15 protein-coding genes, 1 tRNA gene and 1 riboswitch are annotated in these 22,812 nt (G+C 48.7%); all 16 genes read left to right on the forward strand.

Annotation, left to right across the window (positions count from 1 at the left end; translation table 11 throughout):
- Nucleotides 1-66 precede the first annotated feature (66 nt).
- The 16 genes from NFR28_RS03765 to NFR28_RS03850 all read left to right on the forward strand — a co-directional run bounded on the left by NFR28_RS03765 (nt 67) and on the right by NFR28_RS03850 (nt 22,726).
- Nucleotides 67-6,429: an isopeptide-forming domain-containing fimbrial protein gene (locus tag NFR28_RS03765; protein WP_251178849.1), complete on the forward strand. Its 6,363-nt coding sequence runs from the start codon at nt 67-69 to the stop codon at nt 6,427-6,429.
- Nucleotides 6,430-6,606: 177 nt separating this feature from the next.
- Nucleotides 6,607-7,239, forward strand: a complete 633-nt coding sequence (gene purN, locus NFR28_RS03770) for a phosphoribosylglycinamide formyltransferase (RefSeq protein WP_251178497.1) — start codon at nt 6,607-6,609, stop codon at nt 7,237-7,239.
- The gene (locus NFR28_RS03775) at nt 7,232-8,221 is read left to right on the forward strand and encodes an XdhC family protein (RefSeq protein WP_251178498.1); all 990 of its coding nucleotides are present in this window, start codon (nt 7,232-7,234) and stop codon (nt 8,219-8,221) included. The genes purN and NFR28_RS03775 overlap by 8 nt, the downstream gene beginning before the upstream one ends.
- A gap of 104 nt (nt 8,222-8,325) precedes the next feature.
- A riboswitch (ZMP/ZTP riboswitch) is annotated at nt 8,326-8,420 on the forward strand.
- Nucleotides 8,421-8,485: 65 nt separating this feature from the next.
- Entirely contained in the window at nt 8,486-9,121 is a 636-nt protein-coding gene (locus NFR28_RS03780) for an IMP cyclohydrolase (RefSeq protein WP_251178499.1), read from the forward strand.
- Between the two features lie 39 nt (nt 9,122-9,160).
- On the forward strand, nt 9,161-10,339 hold the full coding sequence (locus tag NFR28_RS03785; protein ID WP_251178500.1) for a phosphoribosylaminoimidazolecarboxamide formyltransferase: 1,179 nt from the start codon (nt 9,161-9,163) through the stop codon (nt 10,337-10,339).
- A gap of 165 nt (nt 10,340-10,504) precedes the next feature.
- The gene (locus NFR28_RS08935; RefSeq protein WP_420840396.1) at nt 10,505-12,274 is read left to right on the forward strand and encodes a CAP domain-containing protein; all 1,770 of its coding nucleotides are present in this window, start codon (nt 10,505-10,507) and stop codon (nt 12,272-12,274) included.
- A 259-nt stretch (nt 12,275-12,533) separates the two neighbouring features.
- A complete protein-coding gene (locus NFR28_RS03805) occupies nt 12,534-14,102 on the forward strand; it encodes a lysylphosphatidylglycerol synthase transmembrane domain-containing protein (protein WP_251178501.1) in 1,569 nt (522 codons plus the stop codon).
- 21 nt (nt 14,103-14,123) lie between these two features.
- Nucleotides 14,124-15,272: an ATP-grasp domain-containing protein gene (locus tag NFR28_RS03810; RefSeq protein WP_251178502.1), complete on the forward strand. Its 1,149-nt coding sequence runs from the start codon at nt 14,124-14,126 to the stop codon at nt 15,270-15,272.
- A complete protein-coding gene (locus NFR28_RS03815; RefSeq protein ID WP_251178503.1) occupies nt 15,269-16,324 on the forward strand; it encodes a lysylphosphatidylglycerol synthase transmembrane domain-containing protein in 1,056 nt (351 codons plus the stop codon). Before NFR28_RS03810 ends, NFR28_RS03815 begins: the two co-directional genes overlap by 4 nt.
- A gap of 23 nt (nt 16,325-16,347) precedes the next feature.
- Nucleotides 16,348-16,857, forward strand: coding sequence for a PaaI family thioesterase (locus NFR28_RS03820; protein WP_251178504.1), 510 nt, complete (start codon nt 16,348-16,350; stop codon nt 16,855-16,857).
- 153 nt (nt 16,858-17,010) lie between these two features.
- Nucleotides 17,011-17,087, forward strand: a tRNA-Pro gene (locus NFR28_RS03825).
- A gap of 234 nt (nt 17,088-17,321) precedes the next feature.
- A complete protein-coding gene (gene tatA, locus NFR28_RS03830; protein ID WP_251178505.1) occupies nt 17,322-17,630 on the forward strand; it encodes a twin-arginine translocase TatA/TatE family subunit in 309 nt (102 codons plus the stop codon).
- A gap of 78 nt (nt 17,631-17,708) precedes the next feature.
- Nucleotides 17,709-18,179 carry a transcription elongation factor GreA gene (gene greA, locus NFR28_RS03835; RefSeq protein WP_251178506.1) on the forward strand — a complete coding sequence of 157 codons (471 nt, stop codon included), beginning with the start codon at nt 17,709-17,711 and terminating at the stop codon, nt 18,177-18,179.
- A 9-nt stretch (nt 18,180-18,188) separates the two neighbouring features.
- Nucleotides 18,189-20,201 (forward strand): lysine--tRNA ligase, encoded by a 2,013-nt coding sequence (gene lysS, locus NFR28_RS03840; protein ID WP_251178507.1) that lies wholly within the window; start codon nt 18,189-18,191, stop codon nt 20,199-20,201.
- A gap of 30 nt (nt 20,202-20,231) precedes the next feature.
- A complete protein-coding gene (locus NFR28_RS03845) occupies nt 20,232-21,578 on the forward strand; it encodes a U32 family peptidase (protein ID WP_251178508.1) in 1,347 nt (448 codons plus the stop codon).
- Nucleotides 21,578-22,726 (forward strand): PucR family transcriptional regulator, encoded by a 1,149-nt coding sequence (locus NFR28_RS03850; protein ID WP_251178509.1) that lies wholly within the window; start codon nt 21,578-21,580, stop codon nt 22,724-22,726. The genes NFR28_RS03845 and NFR28_RS03850 overlap by 1 nt, the downstream gene beginning before the upstream one ends.
- Nucleotides 22,727-22,812 lie beyond the last annotated feature (86 nt).

Below are 22,812 nucleotides of genomic sequence, written 5' to 3' on the forward strand. Positions count from 1 at the left end.
TAAGCAATAAATGAGCACGGAGATAAATTGCTTCTTTGAGGAAGCAATATAGAGAATGGAGAAGGTATGAGGGCAACGACCATCAAGAGCAAATTCTTGCAATGCCTTTTAGCCTTAACTCTGGTTACGGGACTTATGGCAGCTCCGTTGACGCAAAGTGCATATGGTGAAGGGGTTGATCAGGCTGACGGTCAACAAACTCCAGAAACCATAACAACAGATGAATTAGTACCGCTTACCAATTCATCTGATCGTATCTCGTTGGTGGATGTGGGGGCATCCGCCGTAACTGAGGTCGATGAGCCCGATGCTACTATTACGGACAAAGCCACAGATGAGACGGTTGAGCCAGATAAGGCAGCAGGAGAGGGGCAAGAGGGGAAATCGGACAACGTAGATTCTGCTTTGTCTGATGAAACCGAAGATGAAGAAGTAACTTCTGTGGGGGCGGCCACAAAGGCTCTCGCGTCAGAAGATGTATCGACGCCAGCGAAGGCGCAGTTAGATAACGCAGATGAAGCGGATGATGCTGATGCTGCTGAGCTAGATGACGCGGAAGAAGATGCAGACGAAAGCGAAGCGGAAGTTATAGCTTATGCAGATGGCACGACAGATGTTGTGCTGCAAGGGATTACTTTTAGTGGCGTAGGTATCTCGGCTTCCGACTTTGAAGTTGCTGGCAACAAGGTGAGTATTAAAACGAGCAAACAACTTACCATAACTACCGGCGGCACACCGCAAGCGCCAACACAGGTTGCTGCAGGTATTGTTGTGCCAAATGGAGTTGAGGCGCATGTTGTTTTTGCTGGAGTTAACCTGGTAGTGGATGCTCCTTTTGATATCCAAACAGGTGGTATTGCTCATATTGTTTTGGCTGACGGTACACTTAATAATTTTGATTCGTATCGCAACTCAAGCGGTAATCTTCAGTTCCCGGGCATACACTGCGGAACAGGTGCAGCAATATATATTGATGACAGTGTTCCTAATGTGGATGTAAACGGAAACGCTATCGTGCCAGTTGACGGTATGATTCCTGTGGGCACGACGTTTGTGGCAAATGATGGCACAACTCGCACAGCCAAAGAAACAGCCGATAACTATCTTACGCTTTTGGATAGCAAAAATCCTGGTACCTTACAGGTGCATGGCGGCGGCCAGAGTGCAGGTCTTGGTGGTAAATATAGCGAAGACGGCGGCAACATGACCTTCAACGGTGGCAACATTGTGGTTACCAACGGCGCAGGCAGGTCAGCAGGTTCAGCCAATGCTAACGGTGACATTTTTGGACCGGGTATTGGCGGCGGCGGCAATGCTGCAGGAACTTCACCGAGTGAATGGATCACTGTTAATGGCGGAAACATCAACGCGACGGCTGCTTTCCATGGAGCAGGTATTGGTGGCGGTTGGAATCAGGCCACAAAAACGGTTCCTGCTGGTGTAACGAAATCTTTGCATCCTCATGGTACGGGCAATATTCGCATCAATGGTGGCTACATTCTCTCTAATGGCGGCGAAGATGGTAACGGTTTTGGCCGTGGCTGTTATGGCCAAACGCAGGTTTGCGACAACTCTGATTACACCATCTATATTACTGGTGGCACCATGATTCCAAAAGGTGGTACCAACCTTGGTAATTACTCGCAAGATATTGGTGGCGCAGGTACAGGTTATAGTCCTGACAAAATCGCTAACACCGATCACGCCGCGCATATGATTATTACGGGTGGCTCAATCTTTGTTGGAAAATCAGGAAATCGTTTCCGCTTCGATGGCACAGCATATGGCAAAGCCGTTATTGAGGACGGAAAAATTAAGCCAGCAGGATCTGATGTAACCATCGTTACTATTGACCTGTCTAAAGAAGATGGCATTGAGTCTAATCTCATTACGAAATGGCAGCTCTATATTGATGGTATGCAATATCAATATGGCGCTCCATCAATGTTGGACAACGGCCTTCTCTATCTGTGGCTGCCTTCGGAATACAGCCAAACCGCTGATAAGCCCGGCTCAAAGATTGAGGTTCGCCTGAGCTACCTTAAAGACGTAAATGGCGAATTGCGCGAGATTACGCTTTCGCCGCTTTATATTGATGAGTTAGGCAACGATGGCGCATCAGGTCTTCGTCGTTATGTTGACCTTGACTTGGAGCGCATGAAGGAAATGATTGATGAAGGTCATTCTGTTCCTGCCTATGAAACGCTTCGTCAATTCTTTAGCAATCTTGATAAATTCTACGACGGCAGCCCGCTGCCTACTTTTGATGTGGTTAAAAACCCAATTAGTACTTTAGGGCTTGAAGACGACCCGCTTGAAAACAAGATCTTGAATGATCCTACCGCACTGAAGACAAGCTTTCAGACTATCGGCGACGATCCCGATAAGCCATTAGCTGCAGGCACAACCATGCCGACAAATTCTGGCTACCAAAAGATTGAGATTACCTCAAGCCAGTACGTGAATGACTCGGCTAGCTATTGGGGTCATCGCATGATTGGTGATGCTACTATTTCGCCGGTAACATCGCAGTCCAATTGCGAACTGACCGACGAGACAGCCATTGAGATTGACGGCACGAAATACACATTCCCTACGTGGGTTCAAGATTCAGGCAATCACAATGTCGTGACGAACAATCATCTTGTGGTTCCTGTTGACGTAACCAGCTACCTGCTTCCGTTTGGTCAGTCATATGCGGACAAGTCAACTATGACGAAAGCTACTTGCGCTGCTCCGACCGGTATCCTGCAGCTCTACATGGATGGCGTGAAGGTGCCTGAGCGCTTTGGCGGAACGATTACCGTTTCTGGCTTTGACGAAGATGGTAAGGGTCTCAATGACGATAGCACGCTGAGCAATGTTTATCTTCGCCATGATGCTAAGAATGGCAACCGTGAGCATACGATGGCGTACTTTGACATGAACCGCATGCAGATTAACGCCTTCTTTAATACCGCCGAGTATCGCGAGGCCTTAGAGAATGGCACCATTGATCTAGGCGAAGGCAATGAGCATAAGGTTTTGGTGACCTACACTTCTGTTGTGTTGCCCGAAGATCGACTCACTGAGCGCAATCCAGCAACCGACGAAGGAGTTGCGGTCGCTTCGGATATGTTGGCCGTACAGGCAGACGGGTCTGCTGTGCAGAACAGTTCAGCTGGCGTGGATGTTGATCCTCGATACACTGACTACGCTTATGTGAATTACTATGAGTCGCAAACGCAAACAATGCCTGTTCGCATTCAGATGGCTGACCCTGATCTGACGGTTTATAACGCTAAAGGTGGCGTTTTGCTTGACGATAAGGCAAAGCCGATTCTTAATGAAGACGGCGACAATGTTGAGGCTCCCGAGTGGACAGGTTCAGTCAGCGCGGTGGCCGATGAGCCAGGCGATGATTACAAAGCCAGTTATGTTGCCTTTAACGACAAGGACGAGCGCGAGATTCTGCACAAGAATTATCGCTATGAGATTTCTGATTTCCGTACGGGCGAAGATGGTATCGTAAAAGATGATTTCATGAACCTGTTGGTAACCACCAACACTATTGGTTCAGTGACGCTGACTAGCTCAAATCCGGGCGTGATCTCGTTTGACCCGTCAGTTATTCGCAACTCATACACCGCTGACGAAGTGATGTACAAGACGCCCGTGAAGGCATATGTTCGCTCAGCAGGTGTGACGACCATTACCGTTAAAGCTGCTCAATCGGGCTCCTTTAACGAGGCGGTGCGTGAATTTACGGTCTACATCTATCCTGACCTTGACACTCCACCGGTGCTTAAGGTGACTGAGACTGCCACGAACACTTCGCGCTCAGATGGCACAATTCGTCCGAACGACTCTATTGTCTATACGGCGAACATGAAAAACACCGTGGCTGATACCGCGTTGTTCAACCCTGAGCTTTCTATCACTATTCCGGCGGATGTGACGATCAATAAGCTGATGGCAGTAGATCCTGAGGGCAATGTTATTGAGCTTGATGTTACGCCAGTGGTTAATCCAGACGGCTCGCGTACGTATGCTTATGAGCCTGACTGCGTGCTTTACGGTGGCTCAACCTATAAGTTGATTGCTGAGACAACGGTTAATGCTGATACGGCGCTGAAAGCAGCACGTGGCGAAAAGCTCAATTTTAAGAGCGAAAGTCGCGTAAATGGTGTGTATGGCATTAATCCCGATGCGTTTGTGTGGGATACGCGCATTGATACAACCGAAGGCGTAAAGGTTGCTGAGGCAGTTGATAGCGCTGATCCAACACGCAAGCGCCCTGAGGTGAAACCCAGCATCATTGAGGAGATTTTGGGTGGTGATATCGTTGAGATTGATCCGGGTACAAAGCCCCCAACAACCGAAGTAGTGGTTGGTGATGTTACCCCTGGTTCACCGTTTGATACCGCAACTGAAGATACCGATGATCCTACTCCTACGCCCAAGCCTATTAAACCGGGCGATAAGATCACAAGCTTTGGTGATGTTGATGACCCGAAGACGCCTGAGGATATTGCTGAGGAAGTAAAGAAGCGTATCGAAGAGGTGTTAAAGGAAAACGAGAATAAGCCTGATGGCGAAAAGATCACCGAAATTGAGATTCCGGTAACGGTTGAGCGCACTGATCCGCAGCATCCTGATCAGCCGCCGCAAACCATTGAAGTGATTGTCACTGTGCCAATCACTGACGATATACTTGAAGATCCGACCCCAGATACGCCGGAAAATCCCGATGATCCCACTAATCCGGACGATCCGTCTGATCCGGTGACACCTCAGCCGCAGGATGATCCAGATGACTATGATCTGAAGTTCTTGCCAACAGATCCAGAGGTTCCCAGCCATAAGAAGGATCCGGTTGATCCTGATAATCCGGATAATCCCGACGATCCTGACAATCCGGACAACCCGGACGATCCTGACGATCCCGAGAACCCGGACGATCCGGATAACCCGGACGATCCTGACGATCCCGAGAACCCAGATGACCCCGATAATCCAACACCGCCTGCATATGACGTGACGGTTGAAAAGACGGTGAAGAATGTGACCGAAGGTTTCGCCAATCGCAAGAATACGTATGCATTGGTGGGAGACATTCTTGAGTACACCATTACGGTTGACAACAAGAAGCTTGGTTCAGCATGGTTGGCTGCTAAGATCTATGACCCGCTACCAGTGGGCGTGGAATACGTTCCAGGCTCAGCAAAGATCTTCAATGGTTTGACGGGTGTCACAACGCCTATCACCCCCGAAATTGATGTGGCGTCTGCTGAGTCACGCTCGATTGGCTTTAAGATCGGCGACATTTATGGTGGTGCTGAACCGACAACAATTACGTTTAAGGTGAAAGTAACACCCGAAGCGGTGGTGGACGGCACGCCTGTTCCTGCTAACTTCGCATATGCTGCTGGCACGAAGCCGTCTGAGACCATTACTTATCCGCCAGGGGTAGATCCGGAAAACTACAAGCCAGGCATTGACGAGCCTGTTGACATTGAGCTTCCTGATCCAACGCCAGGACCTTATGATCCAGAAGACGACAAGGATCTTTGGGAAGAGATTACCGATCCGGAGAATCCCGATGCAGGTCCTAAGACCGAGCAGCCCGCTCAGCCTGACGGAACAAGCCACACCGATCCAGATCATAAGAAGTTTACAACCACGAAGACTGCTACCATTTTGGCTGACTCCGAAGATAACACCATCTATGTGGGTGATGAGATAGCTTATGAAGTGGTCTTCGCCAACAATGATGAACCGTGGACAGCGTGGTACAACGTTACCGTCTATGACAAGCTGCCTGAAGGACTGTTGCCTGTTGCTGGAAGCTTCAAGATGATTGCTCCGGGAACAGAAGAAGAGATTGCCCTTGAGGATGCTGTCTTTGATGCTGAAACAGGAGATATTGCTATCTATGTTGGGCGCGTGCTTGGCGGCGAAAGTGTTCGCATTAAGTTCACATGTGTGGTAACTGAGGCAGCCATTGATGGTGATATCGGAAATGTTGCAGTTGTGATTGGTACTGATCCTTCGGCAACTGATCCCTCTGTTCTTGACGGAGATCCCTCGGCCACACCAAGTCTTGGTAAGCGCCCTGCAACTCCTGAGGGCGGCTGGCAGCAGTATGTGGAAGATATTGAGGGGAGCAGTCATTCAACGGTTGCCTACCCGAACGGAATTGAAAACCTGCAGATCAAATATCGCGATGGTCAAGGTTCCGACAATAATGGGACAAATGCTGGTGGCGACAACGGAGTTAATGCGCTCCATAAGCTTCCCGGCACTGATGGCGGCAATGGTGATGACGATGCTATGCTGAAGCTGCTTGCAAAGACAGGAGATGCAGTTTCTCTGACATTTGTTGGTGGCGTAGCGGCTCTTGCTCTGCTTGGATTGGGTATTGCTTGGAGGCGCCGTCGCCTAAGCTAGCAATGCGTTGTTAAGCAGGCTGCAAGCATGATTGCGAAAGCAGCCGAGAGATACATGCTTTATGAGGCGATCCCAAAAGGGGTCGCCTCTTTTTGCGGTATCCTAGCAAGCAGTCGTAATGACGGCTTGAGAGTTAAGATAATGTTGCATGTATTGACAACCCGAACAGGAGTGGGCATGAGTGAAACCACCGCGGTTCAACCGCTCAAGATTGGTGTTTTGCTATCAGGGAGCGGCACAAATTTGCAGGCAATTATTGATGCAATTAAAGATGATGGTTTACCAGTAGAAATCACGGTGGTGATTTCATCACGACCGGATGCGTATGGCATCGTTCGTGCTGAAAATGCCAACATTGACGTGGTGGTACTCAATAAGGAAATCTATGCCGATCCGCAGGCAGCTGATCAACGGATTGTTGATGCACTCCAAGAGGCGGGCGCTGAATATGTCGTGATGGCAGGATATATGCGTAAGCTGACTCCGGTTGTCTTGCGTGCTTTTCCTGACAAGGTGCTCAATTTGCATCCCGCGCTTCTTCCGGCATTTAAGGGGGCTCATGCCATTCAAGATGCCTTTGATATGGGAGTTAAAGTTACGGGCGTGACGGTGCATTTCGCAAACGAAGAATACGACAAAGGCCCAATAATTGCTCAGCGCGCAGTGGAAGTTTTTGAAACAGATACCCTTGAAACGCTTGAGGCGCGCATACATGGGGTTGAACATGGTCTCTATCAGCAGGTATTGCGCTTGCTCGCGGAAGGTCGCGTAAGCGTGGGCGCTGATAGAAAGGTGCATATTGATGCGTAAAGAAGTGCTTACACAAATTGCCCAAGCGCTCAGAGATGGTCACTCCGTTCAGCTTGATGCGGCTGATTTTACTTGCTTTTCGCCAGAAGCGCTGAGAGGAAACGAGCATTGCGCACCATCATATCTTGAGGTGATTTCACAAAGCTTGACGGCGGCAGATGCGCCAACATTTGAACGCGCCGCTCGTGCTCTTGATGAAAAAGACCAGGCGTGGCTGGGGTTCAAGATTGTGTATGACGAACAGGAAGCACTCTGCAATACCGATAATGAAGTGACCAAAAAATACGGCGAACAAGGTTCAGCTGATGGCTTGCCGCTTGTATTTTTCTGTAATGATGCAAAAGAGATTGTCGCATCACGTCCTGTGAGCCCGCGTGATACTTTTCAGATGAAAGACGCTACGCGTGGTCCGTCTATGCATAACGAGCAGTTCGATGGATTGACCTGGGTAAGCCAGCCGCTCTTTGATAAAGTTCGCGTATGGCTTTTGGGGGCCTCCGATGCTGCCAGTGAAGTGAGTGCGTTAGCTCAGCATGTTGGTTTTGATGTGACAGTGGTTGATTATGATAGCGCTTATGTGAACGAGGCACGTTTCCCTGGTGCTGAACGTGTTTTGCTTACGGGTGGCAATTTTGATGAGCTTGAAACGCTTTGTGCATCGCCTCATGATTATGTATGCGTCGTTACACGCGGACACATGTTTGACCCTGAAGGGTGCGTGTGGGCGCTTCGCCATCAGGTGCATTATGTAGGCATGATGGGATGTGCTGGTAAGAATGAGCGCGTGCATGAGTTGGTTTTATCTCGCGGAATCACCGAGGATGAGTGGTTGCGTATTAAACGGCCTATCGGATTAAAATTCGGTGCGAAAACGCCCGCTGAGCTTGCCATTGCTATTGTGGCTGAGCTGGTTGATGTGCGCTATAAAGAGCGCTTCAGCGAAGAAGCGCGCGCTAAACACGACGCTGATTTGGATAGGTAGCTTTATCTTTAGAAACCTTGGTATCCATTCGCGGGATGAGTTAAAAATACTTCTCGGGGTTGATGCGTTCTAATTACAGGATACGTGTTACACTAAAATGAACCAAAACGCGCTGTGACTGACGGAAGCAAGATTTGTGTGTGGGTAACCACGGGGGAGCAGCGTGAATAGCGTATCGCCGACCGTCTGGGCAAGTCACCTTGTGGGTGGCTTGCCTTTTTTGTTGGTGCAGCGTGTTGAGTTGATCGTGCGAAAGGAGCAGCGGTGCAAAACCTTATTGAGCTATTGGAAAACAATTCATATCCAGGACGAGGTATCGTTGTAGGCAAAGATTGCGTCTACTATTTCATCATGGGTCGTTCCCAGAACAGTCGCAATCGCATCTTTGTTACTACCGAAGATGGCATTCGCACCGAAGCTTATGATCCGGCGCTTTTGGAAGATCCTTCGCTCATTATTTATCACCCTGTTCGCACGCTTGGTGATGCACTTGTTGTCACCAATGGTGATCAAACTGACACTATTGTTGAAGCAGGAGATTTCCGTACAGGCTGCATGCAGCGTGAATTTGAGCCCGACGAGCCAAACTTTACCCCGCGCATTTCTGCTATCACCTACCCAGATGGGTCTTTTGAAATCTCCATTTTGAAGCATCAAGAAAATGGTCGTTGCTTGCGCGAGTTTTTCGCCTATGAGGGCGCCGATAAGGGTACGGGCTACTTTATTAGCACGTATCAAGGGGACGGCAATCCGTTGCCTACTTTTGCAGGAGAGCCTATTGAGGTATCCCTTCCGACGCCTGATGAGGTTTGGGCAGCGCTTAATGAAGATAATAAAGTTTCGCTGTATGCAAATGTCAATGGCGAAGTAACGTTATATAACAAGCATTTAGGTGACTAAGCTCACTGGTTTTATGTGTCCATTTAAAAGAGGAGTAACATGAACGAACTTGAATTGAAATATGGATGTAATCCCAATCAAAAACCGTCACGCATTTTTATGAAAGACGGATCGGATTTGCCTATTGAAGTGCTTAATGGCAAGCCAGGTTACATTAACTTCTTGGACGCCTTTAACTCATGGCAATTGGTTAAGGAACTCAAAGAGGCAACGGGTTTGCCGGCAGCAGCTTCCTTCAAGCATGTTTCACCGGCGGGTGCTGCAGTGGGGCATCCGCTCACTGAGACTGATCGCGCCATGTATTTCGTGGACGAGGCTGGAGAGCTGAGCCCTATTGCATGTGCATATATTCGCGCACGTGGCGCTGACCGCCTTTGCTCTTATGGTGACTGGGCAGCGCTTTCGGATATCTGTGATGCTGATGTAGCCCGCTATTTGAAGACTGAGGTATCGGATGGCATTATTGCGCCAGGCTACACCGATGAGGCTCTTGAGATTCTCAAGACGAAAAAGGGCGGCAAGTACAATGTTGTCCAGATTGATCCTGACTATGTGCCCGCTGAGCAGGAGATCAAAGATGTTTTCGGTATCACTTTTGAGCAAGGCCACAACAACTTTGAAATTAACGAAGCACTTTTGGAAAACGTCGTGACCGACAATAAAGAGATTCCTGCTGCTGCAAAAATTGACATGCTTGTAGCCCTTATTACGCTCAAGTATACGCAGTCCAACTCGGTATGCTACGTAAAAGACGGTCAGGCTATCGGTGTGGGGGCTGGACAACAAAGCCGTATTCACTGTACGCGTTTGGCGGGCAATAAAGCTGATAATTGGTGGCTTCGCCAGAACCCCAAAGTTCTTGGTCTGCAATTTGTTGAAGGCATTCGTCGTCCTGATCGCGATAACGCCATTGATGTTTACATTTCTGATGAGTGGGAAGATGTGCTTCGCGATGGCGAATGGGAGCGTGTATTTGCAGTCAAGCCCGAGCCGCTGACTTATGAGGAGAAAAAGGCGTGGATCGCAAAACTAACTGGCGTAACGGTTGGCTCAGATGCCTTCTTCCCGTTTGGTGATAACGTTGAGCGCGCGCGCAAGTCAGGTGTGGATTATATTGCTGAGCCAGGTGGCTCTATTCGCGACGACAACGTTATTGAAACGGCGAACAAGTACGGTATTGCTATGGCCTTTACTGGTATGCGTTTGTTCCATCACTAGAATTGCTCAGCTGCCACGCGTTCACTGCGTTTTAGCATTCTCAAATTAGATAATTCTTTTCGCACGCGGCGTCCTGTTTTCGGGGCGCCGTGTGTTATTTGGGTGTAAACTGAAAACAACGAGAGGTTTGAGAGAGTATTGACTAGAGAGAGGAAGGTTAAAGGGATGAAAAAAGACAGAACTGATTCACTGTGTTCATTCTGGAAGCGCTCGTTAAGCGTTGTGCTTGCGGGCGTTTTATGTGTGAGCATGGTGCCTGCGTCAGCCTTTGCATCTGATACAGAGGAAGGTTGTGTTGCTCAAGTTGCAAGCATTGATAACAGCAAGGTTGAACCACAAGCATCAAGTGTTGTAATCGATGAGAGCAATGCAGGAATTGCAGTGCAAGCTACCACGGCAGTGATGAATGCGCTGGTTGTCTCGGGGGTTAAAAACTACACCGACGCATACGAAGTCTTAAAGCTTGTGAATATTGAACGCGCAAAAGAGGGGCTCAAGCCTCTGGTTATGGACAAAACCTTACTTGAGGCAGCTATGACGCGCGCTGTTGAGCAGATGTATTGTTTTGATCATACTCGTCCTGATGGTAGCTCTTGGAGCACGGTTACAGACAAGGCTGCTGCTGAGAACATTGCTATGGGGCAGCCTACCCCTGCGTCGGTTATGCAATCATGGATGAATTCAGCTGGTCATCGAGCCAGTATTATGAATCCAAACTATACGACACTTGGCGTAGGCGCAATAAGCCTGGAAGGTTCGTCTACCTTGTGGTGGGTGCAGCTCTTTGGAACGGAAAAGAACCCGACAGCAGCAGCTCAACCTGCTAACCAAAGCTTCACAAAACGCTGTGCTGTTGCAACAGATAAATTGGTTAATGCAAATTTCCAATTCAGAAGCGCTTATTACACCGTTGAAGTAGGCAAAAAAGTCCAAGCTGAAGCTCGGTTTATAAATTCAGGCTGGGATCGCATGGTTTGCGAATTAGATCCGGCAACTTTTACCTGGTCTATGAGTGATCCCGCTATTGCTTCAGTCAACGCGCAAGGTATTATTACGGGCAAGAAAGCGGGAAAAACAAAGGTATGGGCTGCTATACCGAACACACCCGTTAAATTCTCTCTCGATGTAACAGTTACTGCTCCGCCGCAATCGGGCAATAATGGTTCTTCAACTAACAAACCAGGGTCTTCTGCATCAACGAAGCCATCAACGCCAGCCAAGGTTACTGGTTCTTGGAAACAGTCATCAGGAAGATGGTGGTACTCATATAGCAATGGAACATATGCTAAGGGTTGGAAGCAAATTTCAGGTACTTGGTATTATTTCAATACTTCAGGATGGATGCTTACTGGATGGCAAAAACTTGGTGGTAGCTGGTATTATCTGAAATCTTCTGGAGCTATGGCTACTGGATGGCAGAAGGTTGGTAGTAGCTGGTACTATCTGCGCTCCTCTGGAGCAATGGCTACCGGTTGGATTCAGGTAGGTGGCACCTGGTATTATCTGAACTCATCGGGAAGCATGCTTACCGGATGGCAAAAGATTGGTGGCGCCTGGTACTATCTGCGCTCCTCTGGAGCAATGGCTACCGGTTGGCTGCAATTAAGCGGAAAATGGTATTACCTCTATTCCTCTGGAGCAATGGCATTTAATCGTTGGGTTGGCAATTACTATTTTGATGGATCTGGCGTAATGGTAACAAGTCGCTGGGTTGGAAACTATTATGTTGGACCAGATGGTAGGTGGATTCCAAATTATGGAAGTTCGGCCTCAAACAGTGGTAGCCAAACCGACCAGTCAATTGTGTATTGGACGCCTAACGGAAGCGTTTACCATAACAGCAAGGGTTGTCCAGCACTTTCTCGCTCAAAGGTTATTCAATCTGGAACCATTGCTCAGTCGGGCAAATCGCGTGCTTGTAAAGATTGCTCTTAATTCTGTTGATTAAGATGAAAACAGCTTGAGAATTAGCATGATGTGAATTTGTTAGGGGCGCTGGTTTTACCAGCGCCCTTTTTGTTTTATCTAGGCTACTTTTTCTTCTGGTGGTATATCAGCGAATCTTTCGTTACTGATGAGATTGCTTAACAACGAGGCAACGACGCAAACAAGCAAGACGTTGCCTCGTTTGTTTTTGTCTATAGTAGGAAGTGGACGGTAGCAAAAAAGACATCAGATTCTCAGGAGGCATCTCATGAAAAAGGCGCTGCTTTTGGTGCTTGGCGTTGCGTGTGTATGCTTTTTGTTGGCGAATGCTGATTTGCTCTCAAACTTCATTAAGTCAGTGCGGGGCGGTGCAGTCGTTCCTCTTATTGCAGCGGTTTTGTTGATGCTTGGTCGTCATTTTGTGCAAGCGGCTTCGTATGAGGAAGCTTTTGCGGCAGTAGGGCATAAAACACCATTCTGGCACAACGTCAAACTCATTTTTTCGCTCGTATTTATCAACACGTTTTGCCTTTTTTCTGGTGCAGCGGGGGTGGCTTTTATCATTGATGATGCTCATGAGCAAGGCTGCGATGTCGGGCAAGCTACTTCAGGGGCAATTCTTTCTCAGATCGGATATTTTGCTGCTGTCATGATGGTCTCACTTATGGGGTGCGTGACAATGATTGCGGCCGGCAAGATGAATACGTGGTTTTTGCTCGGGACGCTTGCTATGGTTGCAACGTTGGTTGGACTGGTGGGTGTTTTTGTGGTGGCATATAAATGGCCGTTTGTGTTGGATAAACTGCTTGCTGTGGTACAGCTGATTGGTAATAAGCTCCTCGGTCTTTTTAAGAAGTCTTTAGGGAGCGATTGGGCAAAAAAGACGAGTGCGTCTCTTGTTTCTTCGGCGCATGTTCTGGCGCACAATCCGAAAGGGACGGCAATTTGTGTGGCATATGCGGCATTTTCAGGAATGCTCAACATGGCATGCTTGGTAGCTGTGGGATATGCGTTTGGTTATGAGCAAGTGGGGGCGCTGGTTATCTCATTCGCTATAGCTGCTGTGCTTATTATGGTGTCACCTGCGCCGCAGGGCATTGGCGTGACCGAAGCGGCAATTACCGCTATTCTGACTGCGCATGGCTGTGCGGTTGCTACGGCCGCAGCAATTGCGCTGGTATATCGCGGCATCATTTTCTGGATACCGTTTTGTATTGGGGCGCTCATGCTTTCCCGTACGGGATTCTTTAAGCAAAAAGGCGACGAATCCCAAGAAAAGCGTGCACAAGATGCCGGTTGGATTTCGGGTACGTTGCTGCTTATGGTAGCGGTGGCGAATATCTGCTTGGCCATCATCCCGCATGACATGCGACCATTTACGACGCTGACCTTATGGGTTGATTACGGTAATCTCTTTTCCATGCCAATAATGTTGCTCTGTTCGGTTGTGCTCATTATTTGCGCAATCGGTTTGATTTTGCGTCTTCGCACGGCATGGGCATTTTCGCTCACGGCGCTTGTGCTCATTGCTGGTGCGGAATTTTTGTTTGAAGAGACATGGACGGTGTCGCTTGCTGCGCTTTTGCTGATAGTATGGTTATTTGTAAAGCGCGAAGCATTCGACGAGCCTTTGCACCTGCGCCAAGCATGGCGGCATTTTCGTAATCGCATGACGAAAAAGCCCCACACAAAAGCTGCTGGCGTTTCTTCTGGATCGCAGACGAAACGCATTCGAGAGGCAACTGGATGGGGGCAGCAAGCCGAAAATGGCGCAAAGCTACGTATGCAAGCTCAGCAAGATGGTATGCTTGAGCATGCATCAAAAATTACTTCTTAAAGGTCGTAAAGGAGTTTGTGCATGATCTTGCTTGATGAGCCATATGCCTCAGAGCCACTGCTGACGTGGATGGAAGAAACTCAGCATCCGGTACGTCGTAATGAGTTTGTTGAGGGACTGGCGAAGCGCTTTAATCTCAATATGGTTGATGATGAGGAAACCGCAAACCGCATCAACAAAGGTGAGCGAGTATATACCAACTCCGAAAATGCATTAGCATGGATTCTTGAAAACACCGACAATCTAAGCTTACGTGAAGGAATTGAGACCTTTAAGGATAAGGCTGCTATGCGCAAGGCGCTTGCACCACTCAACCCCGATTTGTTTTATAAAACAATGAGCGCTGATGAATTGGCAAATGTTGACTTCTCTCAGCTTCCCGTGCCGTTTGTGCTCAAGCCTTCAGTGGGTTTTTGCAGCATGGGTGTATATGCTATCCAAAGCGAGGATGACTGGAACAATGCGCTTGCTGATATTGCTCAAAGCGCTGAGAGCTGGAAGGCAATGTATCCTGAGAGCGTCGTAGGCACTGAGACGTATATCTTAGAAGGCTACATTACGGGTACTGAGTATGCGCTTGATGCCTACTTTGACGAGCAGGGCAAAGCGCATATGCTTAACGTGCTTCGTCATGACTTTATGTCACCTGAGGATACATCAGACAGGATGTATGTGACCAGCGCTCCACTTGTGCGCGAAATGGCTCCTCTGTTTAAGTCATGGCTTGACCAGGTAAATGAGATTATAGGCGTGCGTAATTTCCCGGTTCACGTTGAAGTTCGCGTGGTAGATGGTAAAGTAACGCCTATCGAGTTTAACCCGCTGCGTTTTGCAGGTCTTGGTGGTACTGATGTTGCGCTCTATGGTTACGGATATCGTACCTATGAGGCTTTCTTGGATGATAAACCAGTGGATTTTGATGCCGCCTTTGCCGGCAAGGATGACAAGGTATATACCATGTCACTTTTGAATCCGCCATCAGGGATAACCGGTAAAGAAACGTTTGATTATGATGCTTTTTGCGCACGTTTTAATAAGGTATTGGAAATGCGAGAGTATGACGTAAACCGTGTAGGCAATTACGGCTTTCTCTTTATTGAGACTGAGCGCGATAATCCTGCAGAGTTGGATTTTCTCATGCATACTGACTTGGTGGAATTCCTTAAGTGAAGCTGTCTATCCGTAAAATACTAATCGGCGTGGTTATTGTCATTGTGTTGGCAATGATACTCTTGCGCGGCGATCAGCTAGTAGAGCTAGCTGACACCATCAAGCAAGGAGCGGTAGTTCCACTTATTGCTGCAGTTTGTACGCAGCTAGGGAAATACTTTGCGCAAAGCTTTGCCTATTCATATGCCTTTGAGGCGGTTGGTGAGCGCATGGATGCGCGTTCAACACTTCCGCTGGTATTCGGCACCTTTTTCGTAAATACCATTGCTCCATCGCTTAATCTAGCAGGCACAACATTGGTGGTAGATGATGCGCGCAGGCGAGGCATTGCGCCAGGCAAGGCAACGTCTGCTGCGTTGTTAATGCAGATCACCATTGATTCAGGCTTTGCTTGCATCATGTTGATTGGCTTTACTCTTTTGGCGGTAACGGTCGGACTTTCGCCGGTATGGTTTTTGCTGGGGTTGTTGGTGTTAGTGTTGGTGGGCGCTATGGTGGTCATTATGGTGCTTGGTCGCAAGAAGCCCCGCGTGTTAAAACGGGTTTTGCGACCCATAGAGCGCCTAGTCAACCGAATCCTCGTGAAATTCAAGCGCAAGGCACTTGAGCCCTGGGTTGATCGCATCGTTGCATCTTTTTCTGAGGCTGCCGGTCTGATTGCTCGCAATCCAAAAACAACCGCAAAGGCATTTGGCTGCTCGATATTTGCAAGCACATGCGAACTTGCATGTTTTTGCTTGGTCGGTGTTGGGTTTGGCGTGCACACGCCCGAAGCACTCATTTGCGGCTATGTGGTGGCGACGCTTTTCGCCATGATCTCTATTACGCCGCAAGGTGTTGGTGTTGTTGAGGCAGCGGTGGTAGTTGCTTTTACTGCATTCGGCGAGACGGCGGCAGCAGGTTTGTCCATTGCGCTGGTGTATCGCGGAATTGTCTTTTGGATGCCGTTTCTCATTGGTGCCATTCTCATTAATACCACCAAAACGTTTAAGCGCGATGCAAAGCGCGCCGTCAAAGAGGGCGAAAGCAAAACTTCCCCTAAAGAGAAATAATCCAGGTAAAAGTAGGGATGGATATGGATACGAGACACGCTGATTCTGAGGCTATTGTTGCTGATCAGGAATATGATTCGGCGGCTTCAGATAGTGCAGTTGCGTCTACCTCTGACACCTTTGCTGATGTGCTTCATATTGAGTTTACGCACGATGATCCTGAGCGCGTTGAAGCTATTATGCCTATTCTGCCACAGTTTCATCAGCCTTTTGGCTATGTGCACGGTGGTGTCACGCTAGCGCTCTTGGAGACCGTTGCATCACGCGGGGCGCATATGCATTGCGATATGTCCAAAGAGCGTCCTTTTGGGGTTGAAATTGATGTTCGTCATCGTAAAAGCGCCCAGTCAGGACATATTCGCGGCGTTGCTGAACTTGACCACGAGGAGCCGTCAAAAGTGAGCGGCATGAAGCAGTACTGGAATGTGCGAGCTTACGATGATGCTGGCGATGTGATGAGCGAGGGCATTTTTGTGACGAAAGTGGTTTCGCTTGAGCACTTAGCAAAGCGCAAACAAAATCGCGGCCAGTAGCTTTCACGTTGCAGCGTGCAGCTAAGAGGTTGCAGCTGCCAGCTCACAATTTACTCGTTGCCGCTAAGAATCTTTCCTGATGCAAGATTTTCATCTTGCTAGCAATGCGGTGGCTATGCTAAGATAAACGTCGCTGTTTTCAGCATTCAAAATCGGGTTGTGGCTCAGCTTGGTAGAGCGCTGCGTTCGGGACGCAGAGGCCGCAGGTTCAAATCCTGTCAACCCGACCATGAATTTTTCAAACCCCGCTGGCTTGCCAGCGGGGTTTGTTGTTGCTGTGGCCATAAACGCTCTTGCAATATCGCTGAATTGCATGTTTCTTCTCAGTGCTGCGGTGTCCGTAAGTTATGTAGCGCCTGTAATGTTTGAAGAAGATGAGCACAAGATCACAGGATTGTGGTAAAGTTTCGAGGGTCAGTGACTACACGGTGTAGTTGCATTTTTGAAATATCACGGAGGAAGCAATGAAACTTTTCGGAATGGGCGTCCCGGAGCTCCTTATCATCCTTGCGGTGATCCTGCTCATTTTTGGCCCGAAGAACCTTCCTAAACTTGGTAGCGCGCTGGGCAAGACGGTCAAGAACTTGCGCGACGGCATGGGTGCTGGCAAGAAGGAGATCGAAGACGCTGATGACGACGATGATGAGGAATTCATCGAAGAAGAGGAAGAAGTTGTCGAAGAGCCAGTAAAGAAGGCTGCTCCTAAAAAGACGACAACTGCTAAAAAGACTACCACCGCAAAAAAGACCACGGTGAAGAAAAAGTCTGAATAGCTCTAGGTGACATCATAAACGTGCGACATGCGTCACGCTTGGTGCGCATGTCGTTTTTTCTATATGGAGGCTTGACGCATGGCAGATGCAAATTACGTTTTGACGCAAGAGGGTAAGGCAAAACTGGAAGAAGAGTTGCACTACCTGGAGACCGAAAAGCGTGCTGAGGTTGGAGAGCGCATTAAAATTGCGCGTGAATTCGGGGATATTTCTGAGAATTCCGAGTACGATGACGCGAAAAACGAGCAGGGCATGATGGAAGCTCGCATTGCCGAGATTAGCCGCATTCTTTCTGAGGCAACCGTTGTGAATACCCCTAAGCGTTCAAGTCGCGTAAACATTGGCTCAACGGTTACCGTGAGCATGGGCGGCAAAGAACGAGTATTCACCATTGTTGGCGGGGCTGAGAGCGATTCTGCAGCAGGCAAAATCAGCAACGAGTCTCCTGTAGGAGCTGCGCTTTTAGGTGCGAAAAAGGGCGATACGGTGACTGCTACCGGACCGACTGGTCGCGACATTGTTATGACGGTTGAGAAAATCGAGCATTAAGGCTGATTTATGAGTGACACCATCAAGAATCCTACATCAGAAAAAGAATCTGCTGCAAACGAGCGCATCGGCATTGAGGCTATCGAGGATGATCCTATTGAGGTGCGCAAAAATAAGCGTCAAGCGCTTTTAGATGCAGGCAGAGATCCTTATGGTCATGCATTTTCTTATTCCCATCACATTGAAGAGCTTGATGAGAAATATGCAGAGCTTGAAGATGGCGAATCTACTACCGACGAGGTGCAAATTGCTGGTCGCGTGATGGCTAAACGTGACCAAGGCAAGATCATGTTTTTAGAGCTGCGCGATGCCACAGGCAATATTCAGCTGTTTTGTCGAGTAAATGCACTTGGTGAAGAGGCATACGCAGACCTTAAAGATTTTGTTGACGTAGGAGACTGGCTGGGTGTTGCCGGCACCATGATGCGCACAAAGCGTGGTCAGCTTTCAGTTGCGGTTGAGCGTTTTGAGCTTTTGTCAAAAAGCCTTCGTCCGCTGCCTGAGAAGTTCCATGGACTTGCTGACAAAGAAACGCGCTATCGCCAACGCTATGTTGACCTTGTTATGAACCCTGAGGTTAAAGACGTATTTCAGAAGCGCTTCAAAATCGTGTCTGCAATTCGTCGCTATATGGAAGAACAGGGCTTCTATGAGGTAGAAACCCCGTTTTTGCATGCCATTATCGGTGGCGCCAATGCAAAGCCGTTCATCACGCACTTCAACGCACTGGATCGCGATTACTATTTGCGCATTGCAACTGAGCTTCCTCTGAAGCGTCTACTGGTCGGCGGTTTTGAAAAGGTCTTTGAGATTGGCCGCCAGTTCCGCAATGAAGGCATGGATCCGTATCATAATCCTGAATTCACCACTATGGAGGCTTATCAGGCATTTTCTGATCTTGATGGCATGATGGATTTGACCGAGGGCTATATCAAAGCTGCAGCAATGGCCGCATGTGGCACCCTTGAGATCACCTATCAAGGCACACCCGTAGATCTTTCAGGATCATGGCGCCGCGCATCTATGATTGAACTTGCAAGTGAAGGTGCAGGCGAAGATGTTTCATTTGATCGCACGCGCGAAGAGCTTGTTGCCATTCTTGAACGCAATGGTGGACATGCAGAAGCAGCCTGGGGTAAAGGTAAGCTGATCGCTGAGATTTTTGAGGCAGTAGCCGAAGAAAAGCTTATCCAGCCAACGTTTGTGATTGATCATCCGCTTGAGGTATCACCTTTAGCAAAGAAGCATCCAGACAATCCTGAGTTGACGCAGCGCTTTGAGCTTTTTATCTTGGGTCATGAATATGCAAACGCGTTTACTGAGCTCAATGACCCCGTTGACCAGGCCGAGCGTTTCCGCGCACAGGTGGAAGCTAAAGACATGGGCGACGATGAAGCTATGGGTTATGACGCCGACTATATTCGCGCACTGGAGTATGGTATGCCTCCTGCTGGCGGTGTAGGTGTTGGCATTGACCGCTTGGTAATGCTTTTGGCTGATGCGCCGTCCATTCGCGACGTACTGCTGTTCCCGCATATGCGCGACGAGGCGCCTGCTGACAACAACCGTGGATCTGCTGCTAGCGCTGAGACAAGCATCTCGGCAAGCGCACCTCTTGCGAAGCCTGCTTATTCGGATGTGGTTATTGAGCCGCTGTTTGAGGACTTCGTAGACTTTGACACTTTCAGCAAGTCGGATTTCCGTGTGGTGAAGGTGAAGACGTGTGAGGCTGTTCCAAAGTCAAAGAAGCTTCTGAAGTTTGTGCTTGATGATGGCTCGGGCGAAGATCGTGTGATTTTGTCGGGTATTCATGCCTACTATGAGCCTGAAGAGCTCGTCGGAAAAACCTGCGTTGCTATCACAAATTTGCCACCGCGTAAGATGATGGGTATTGATTCGTGCGGTATGCTTATTTCGGCTGTGTGTGAAATACCTGGTGAGGGCGAAGGCGCAGAAAATGAGGAATGCTTAAATCTCCTTATGTTGGATGACCGAATTCCTGCCGGCGCAAAACTGTATTAAGCATTAAGCTTTCAGGTGAGGATGAATGCCGTGAGTAACCATCAGGGCAAAGTCAATGGCGAAAAAATTAATATGGAACTTTTAGCGCCAGCGGGCGGCATGGAACAATTGCGCGCCGCGCTGGCGTTTGGCGCTGATGCTGTTTATTTGGCAGCGGATAAGTTCGGTATGCGCGCACGAGCCACCAATTTCGCCATGGATGAAATTCCTGAAGCGGTAGCACTCGCTCACGAGGCAGGCGCAAAAGTGCATGTGACCTGCAATATATTGATGCACCCGGACGACATGGATGAGCTCCCGGACTATTTTCGCGCCCTTGATGAAGCGGGAGTGGATGCGTTTATCATTGGCGATATGGGCGCCTTTGTGGTTGCAGGAGAAGTGGCGCCTCGTGTGGAGCGTCATGTAAGCACACAAGCCTCTGTTGCAAACGCGCAAGCGGCGCGGGTGTGGCATTCGTTGGGAGCAAAGCGCGTTGTGTGTGCAAGAGAAATGTCGCTTGCTGATATAACGCGCATGCGTCAAGAAATCCCGGACGATTTGGAGCTTGAGGCATTTGTGCATGGAGCCATGTGTATGGCGGTTTCAGGAAGATGCCTGATCAGTTCATATTTGACTGGTCGCTCTGGTAACAAGGGTAACTGCACGCAGCCATGTCGCTGGAGCTATCAGATTGAAGAAGAGAAACGGCCAGGTCAATTTTTCCCTGTTGAAGAGACCGAACGCGGATCATTTATCATGAATGCCAAAGACCTCAATATGTTGGCTCATGTTCGCGAACTTGCCCGCGCTGGTGTGAATTCCATCAAGATTGAAGGCCGCAACAAGAAGGCATTTTACGTGGCGACGGTGGTGAGCGCGTATCGTCGCGTTCTTGATGGTCAAGATCCCCAGACTGTTGAAGATGAGCTCTTTGCTATCTCGCATCGTCCCTACGACACGGGCTTCTACTTCCATGAAGGCGTGCAAGCTCCTGAGTATGATGGATACGAACAAGAGACTATTCATGTAGCTGACGTGGTAGAGGTACGTCAAGATGCAGTGACTGGTGCTTGCTATGCATATGTCGTGTGTAGAAATAGATTCTCTGAAGGGGAGTCGCTTGAGGTATTGAGTCCGGATGCCGATCCGTTCGCCCTGGTGGTACAAGATGTGAGATGGTATCCCTTTTTTGGTCCAGATATGCATGGCGAAGATGCACCTCAAACAATACAAGATGCGCTTGCGCGTGCACAAGATGACGATTGGGTTTGCGCGGTTGATGCTAATCGCTCAAAGAATATCTACCGGATCACCACGCCTTCTTTGCTGACGGTAGGATCGTTTTTACGCGTTCGCACCCCGCGACGTTCAGCACGCCATGGAGTACAAGAGTAATGATTACTGTTGGTGATATTTGCGGTTTGCCAGTTTTTGACCGCATCTGGCCTGCCTGTACGTGCGAAAACGCATTCGATCGTGTCGTGACTGGCGTAGGCACGCTTGATCATGAGCCTTTTACGAAAAACTACGATTTATTTACCCCAGGCGAATTCATTTTTACATCTCTGGGATTTGCGGGGCATTATCCTGAGCTTGCCGATGAAGCAATCATGGCTCTTATGGAGCGTAACGTGTCCGCTCTTGCTATTAAGCCAGTCGCCCTCAAAGAGATAAGTCCGCGAGTAGCGCAGTATAGCCAAGAATCAGGTGTGCCGCTATTTTTCTATGAGGGTCGCTATCTGGAGCGCATTATTGCAAGTGCAATGAATTTGCTGGATGCTGATGCGTTTGACTCGGAGCGAACTCATTTGATTGATGAGATCTTGGCGCCTTCTGATGAACAGGCGATACGTTCAAATTTCTTTGACATTGCTGGTGTGACAGGTGCAACCATACAATGTGTTGCGCTTTCGCCTTTGTCTGAGGATGAAGCGTCGCTACGCGCGTTGCTTCGCAATGTTGTTGATGTGTTAGATGCTTATGGGAATCGGTGGGATGACGTTGAGCGCACCTTTGTATGTCCATATAGAGGCATGGTGCTCGGATTTGTTTCGTTTAAGCGTCCGCCCTTAAAAGCTATTGCTATTTCCGATGCCGACTTGGAAAAATGTGTTGCTACTGCAGGACATTTTCGTTGTGGAATCAGCCAAGAAGTAACACTGGGAGAGGGAGACATTGCGCTTCGTCAAGCCATGGCGGCATTGAACACAGCGCAGAAAGAACAGGTTGAATCTGTTCGTTGGACCACGCTTCGTCTTGATGCATTTCGAGCAGCTGCTAGCACCGATCGCATGTATATGCGTGCATCGCACCTGGTGAAATCCTTGTTGTATGACTACGATGAAGATCATGAGAGTGAGCTTGGTACAACTGCGCAAGCTTTTGCTGAGGCGCTTGGCGAGGTTAAAATGACGGCAGAGTTGCTCTTTCAACATCCAAATACCGTTCGCTATAGACTTAAAAAGATCAAGGAAGTTTTAGCAGTTGAGCATTTTTCTGACCGGGAATTAGCTGTGCTGCTCATGCTGACATACTTGTCGTAGTGTTTTAAGCACGACAAAGCTTTTGTGCAACTGCACAAAAGGATGTGCTTTGATTCGTTCTTTCGACCAATTGATACATGACTTGG

It is taken from the genome of Adlercreutzia agrestimuris, assembly GCF_943193125.1.
In the GTDB taxonomy this organism is placed as follows: Bacteria; Actinomycetota; Coriobacteriia; order Coriobacteriales; family Eggerthellaceae; genus Xiamenia; species Xiamenia agrestimuris.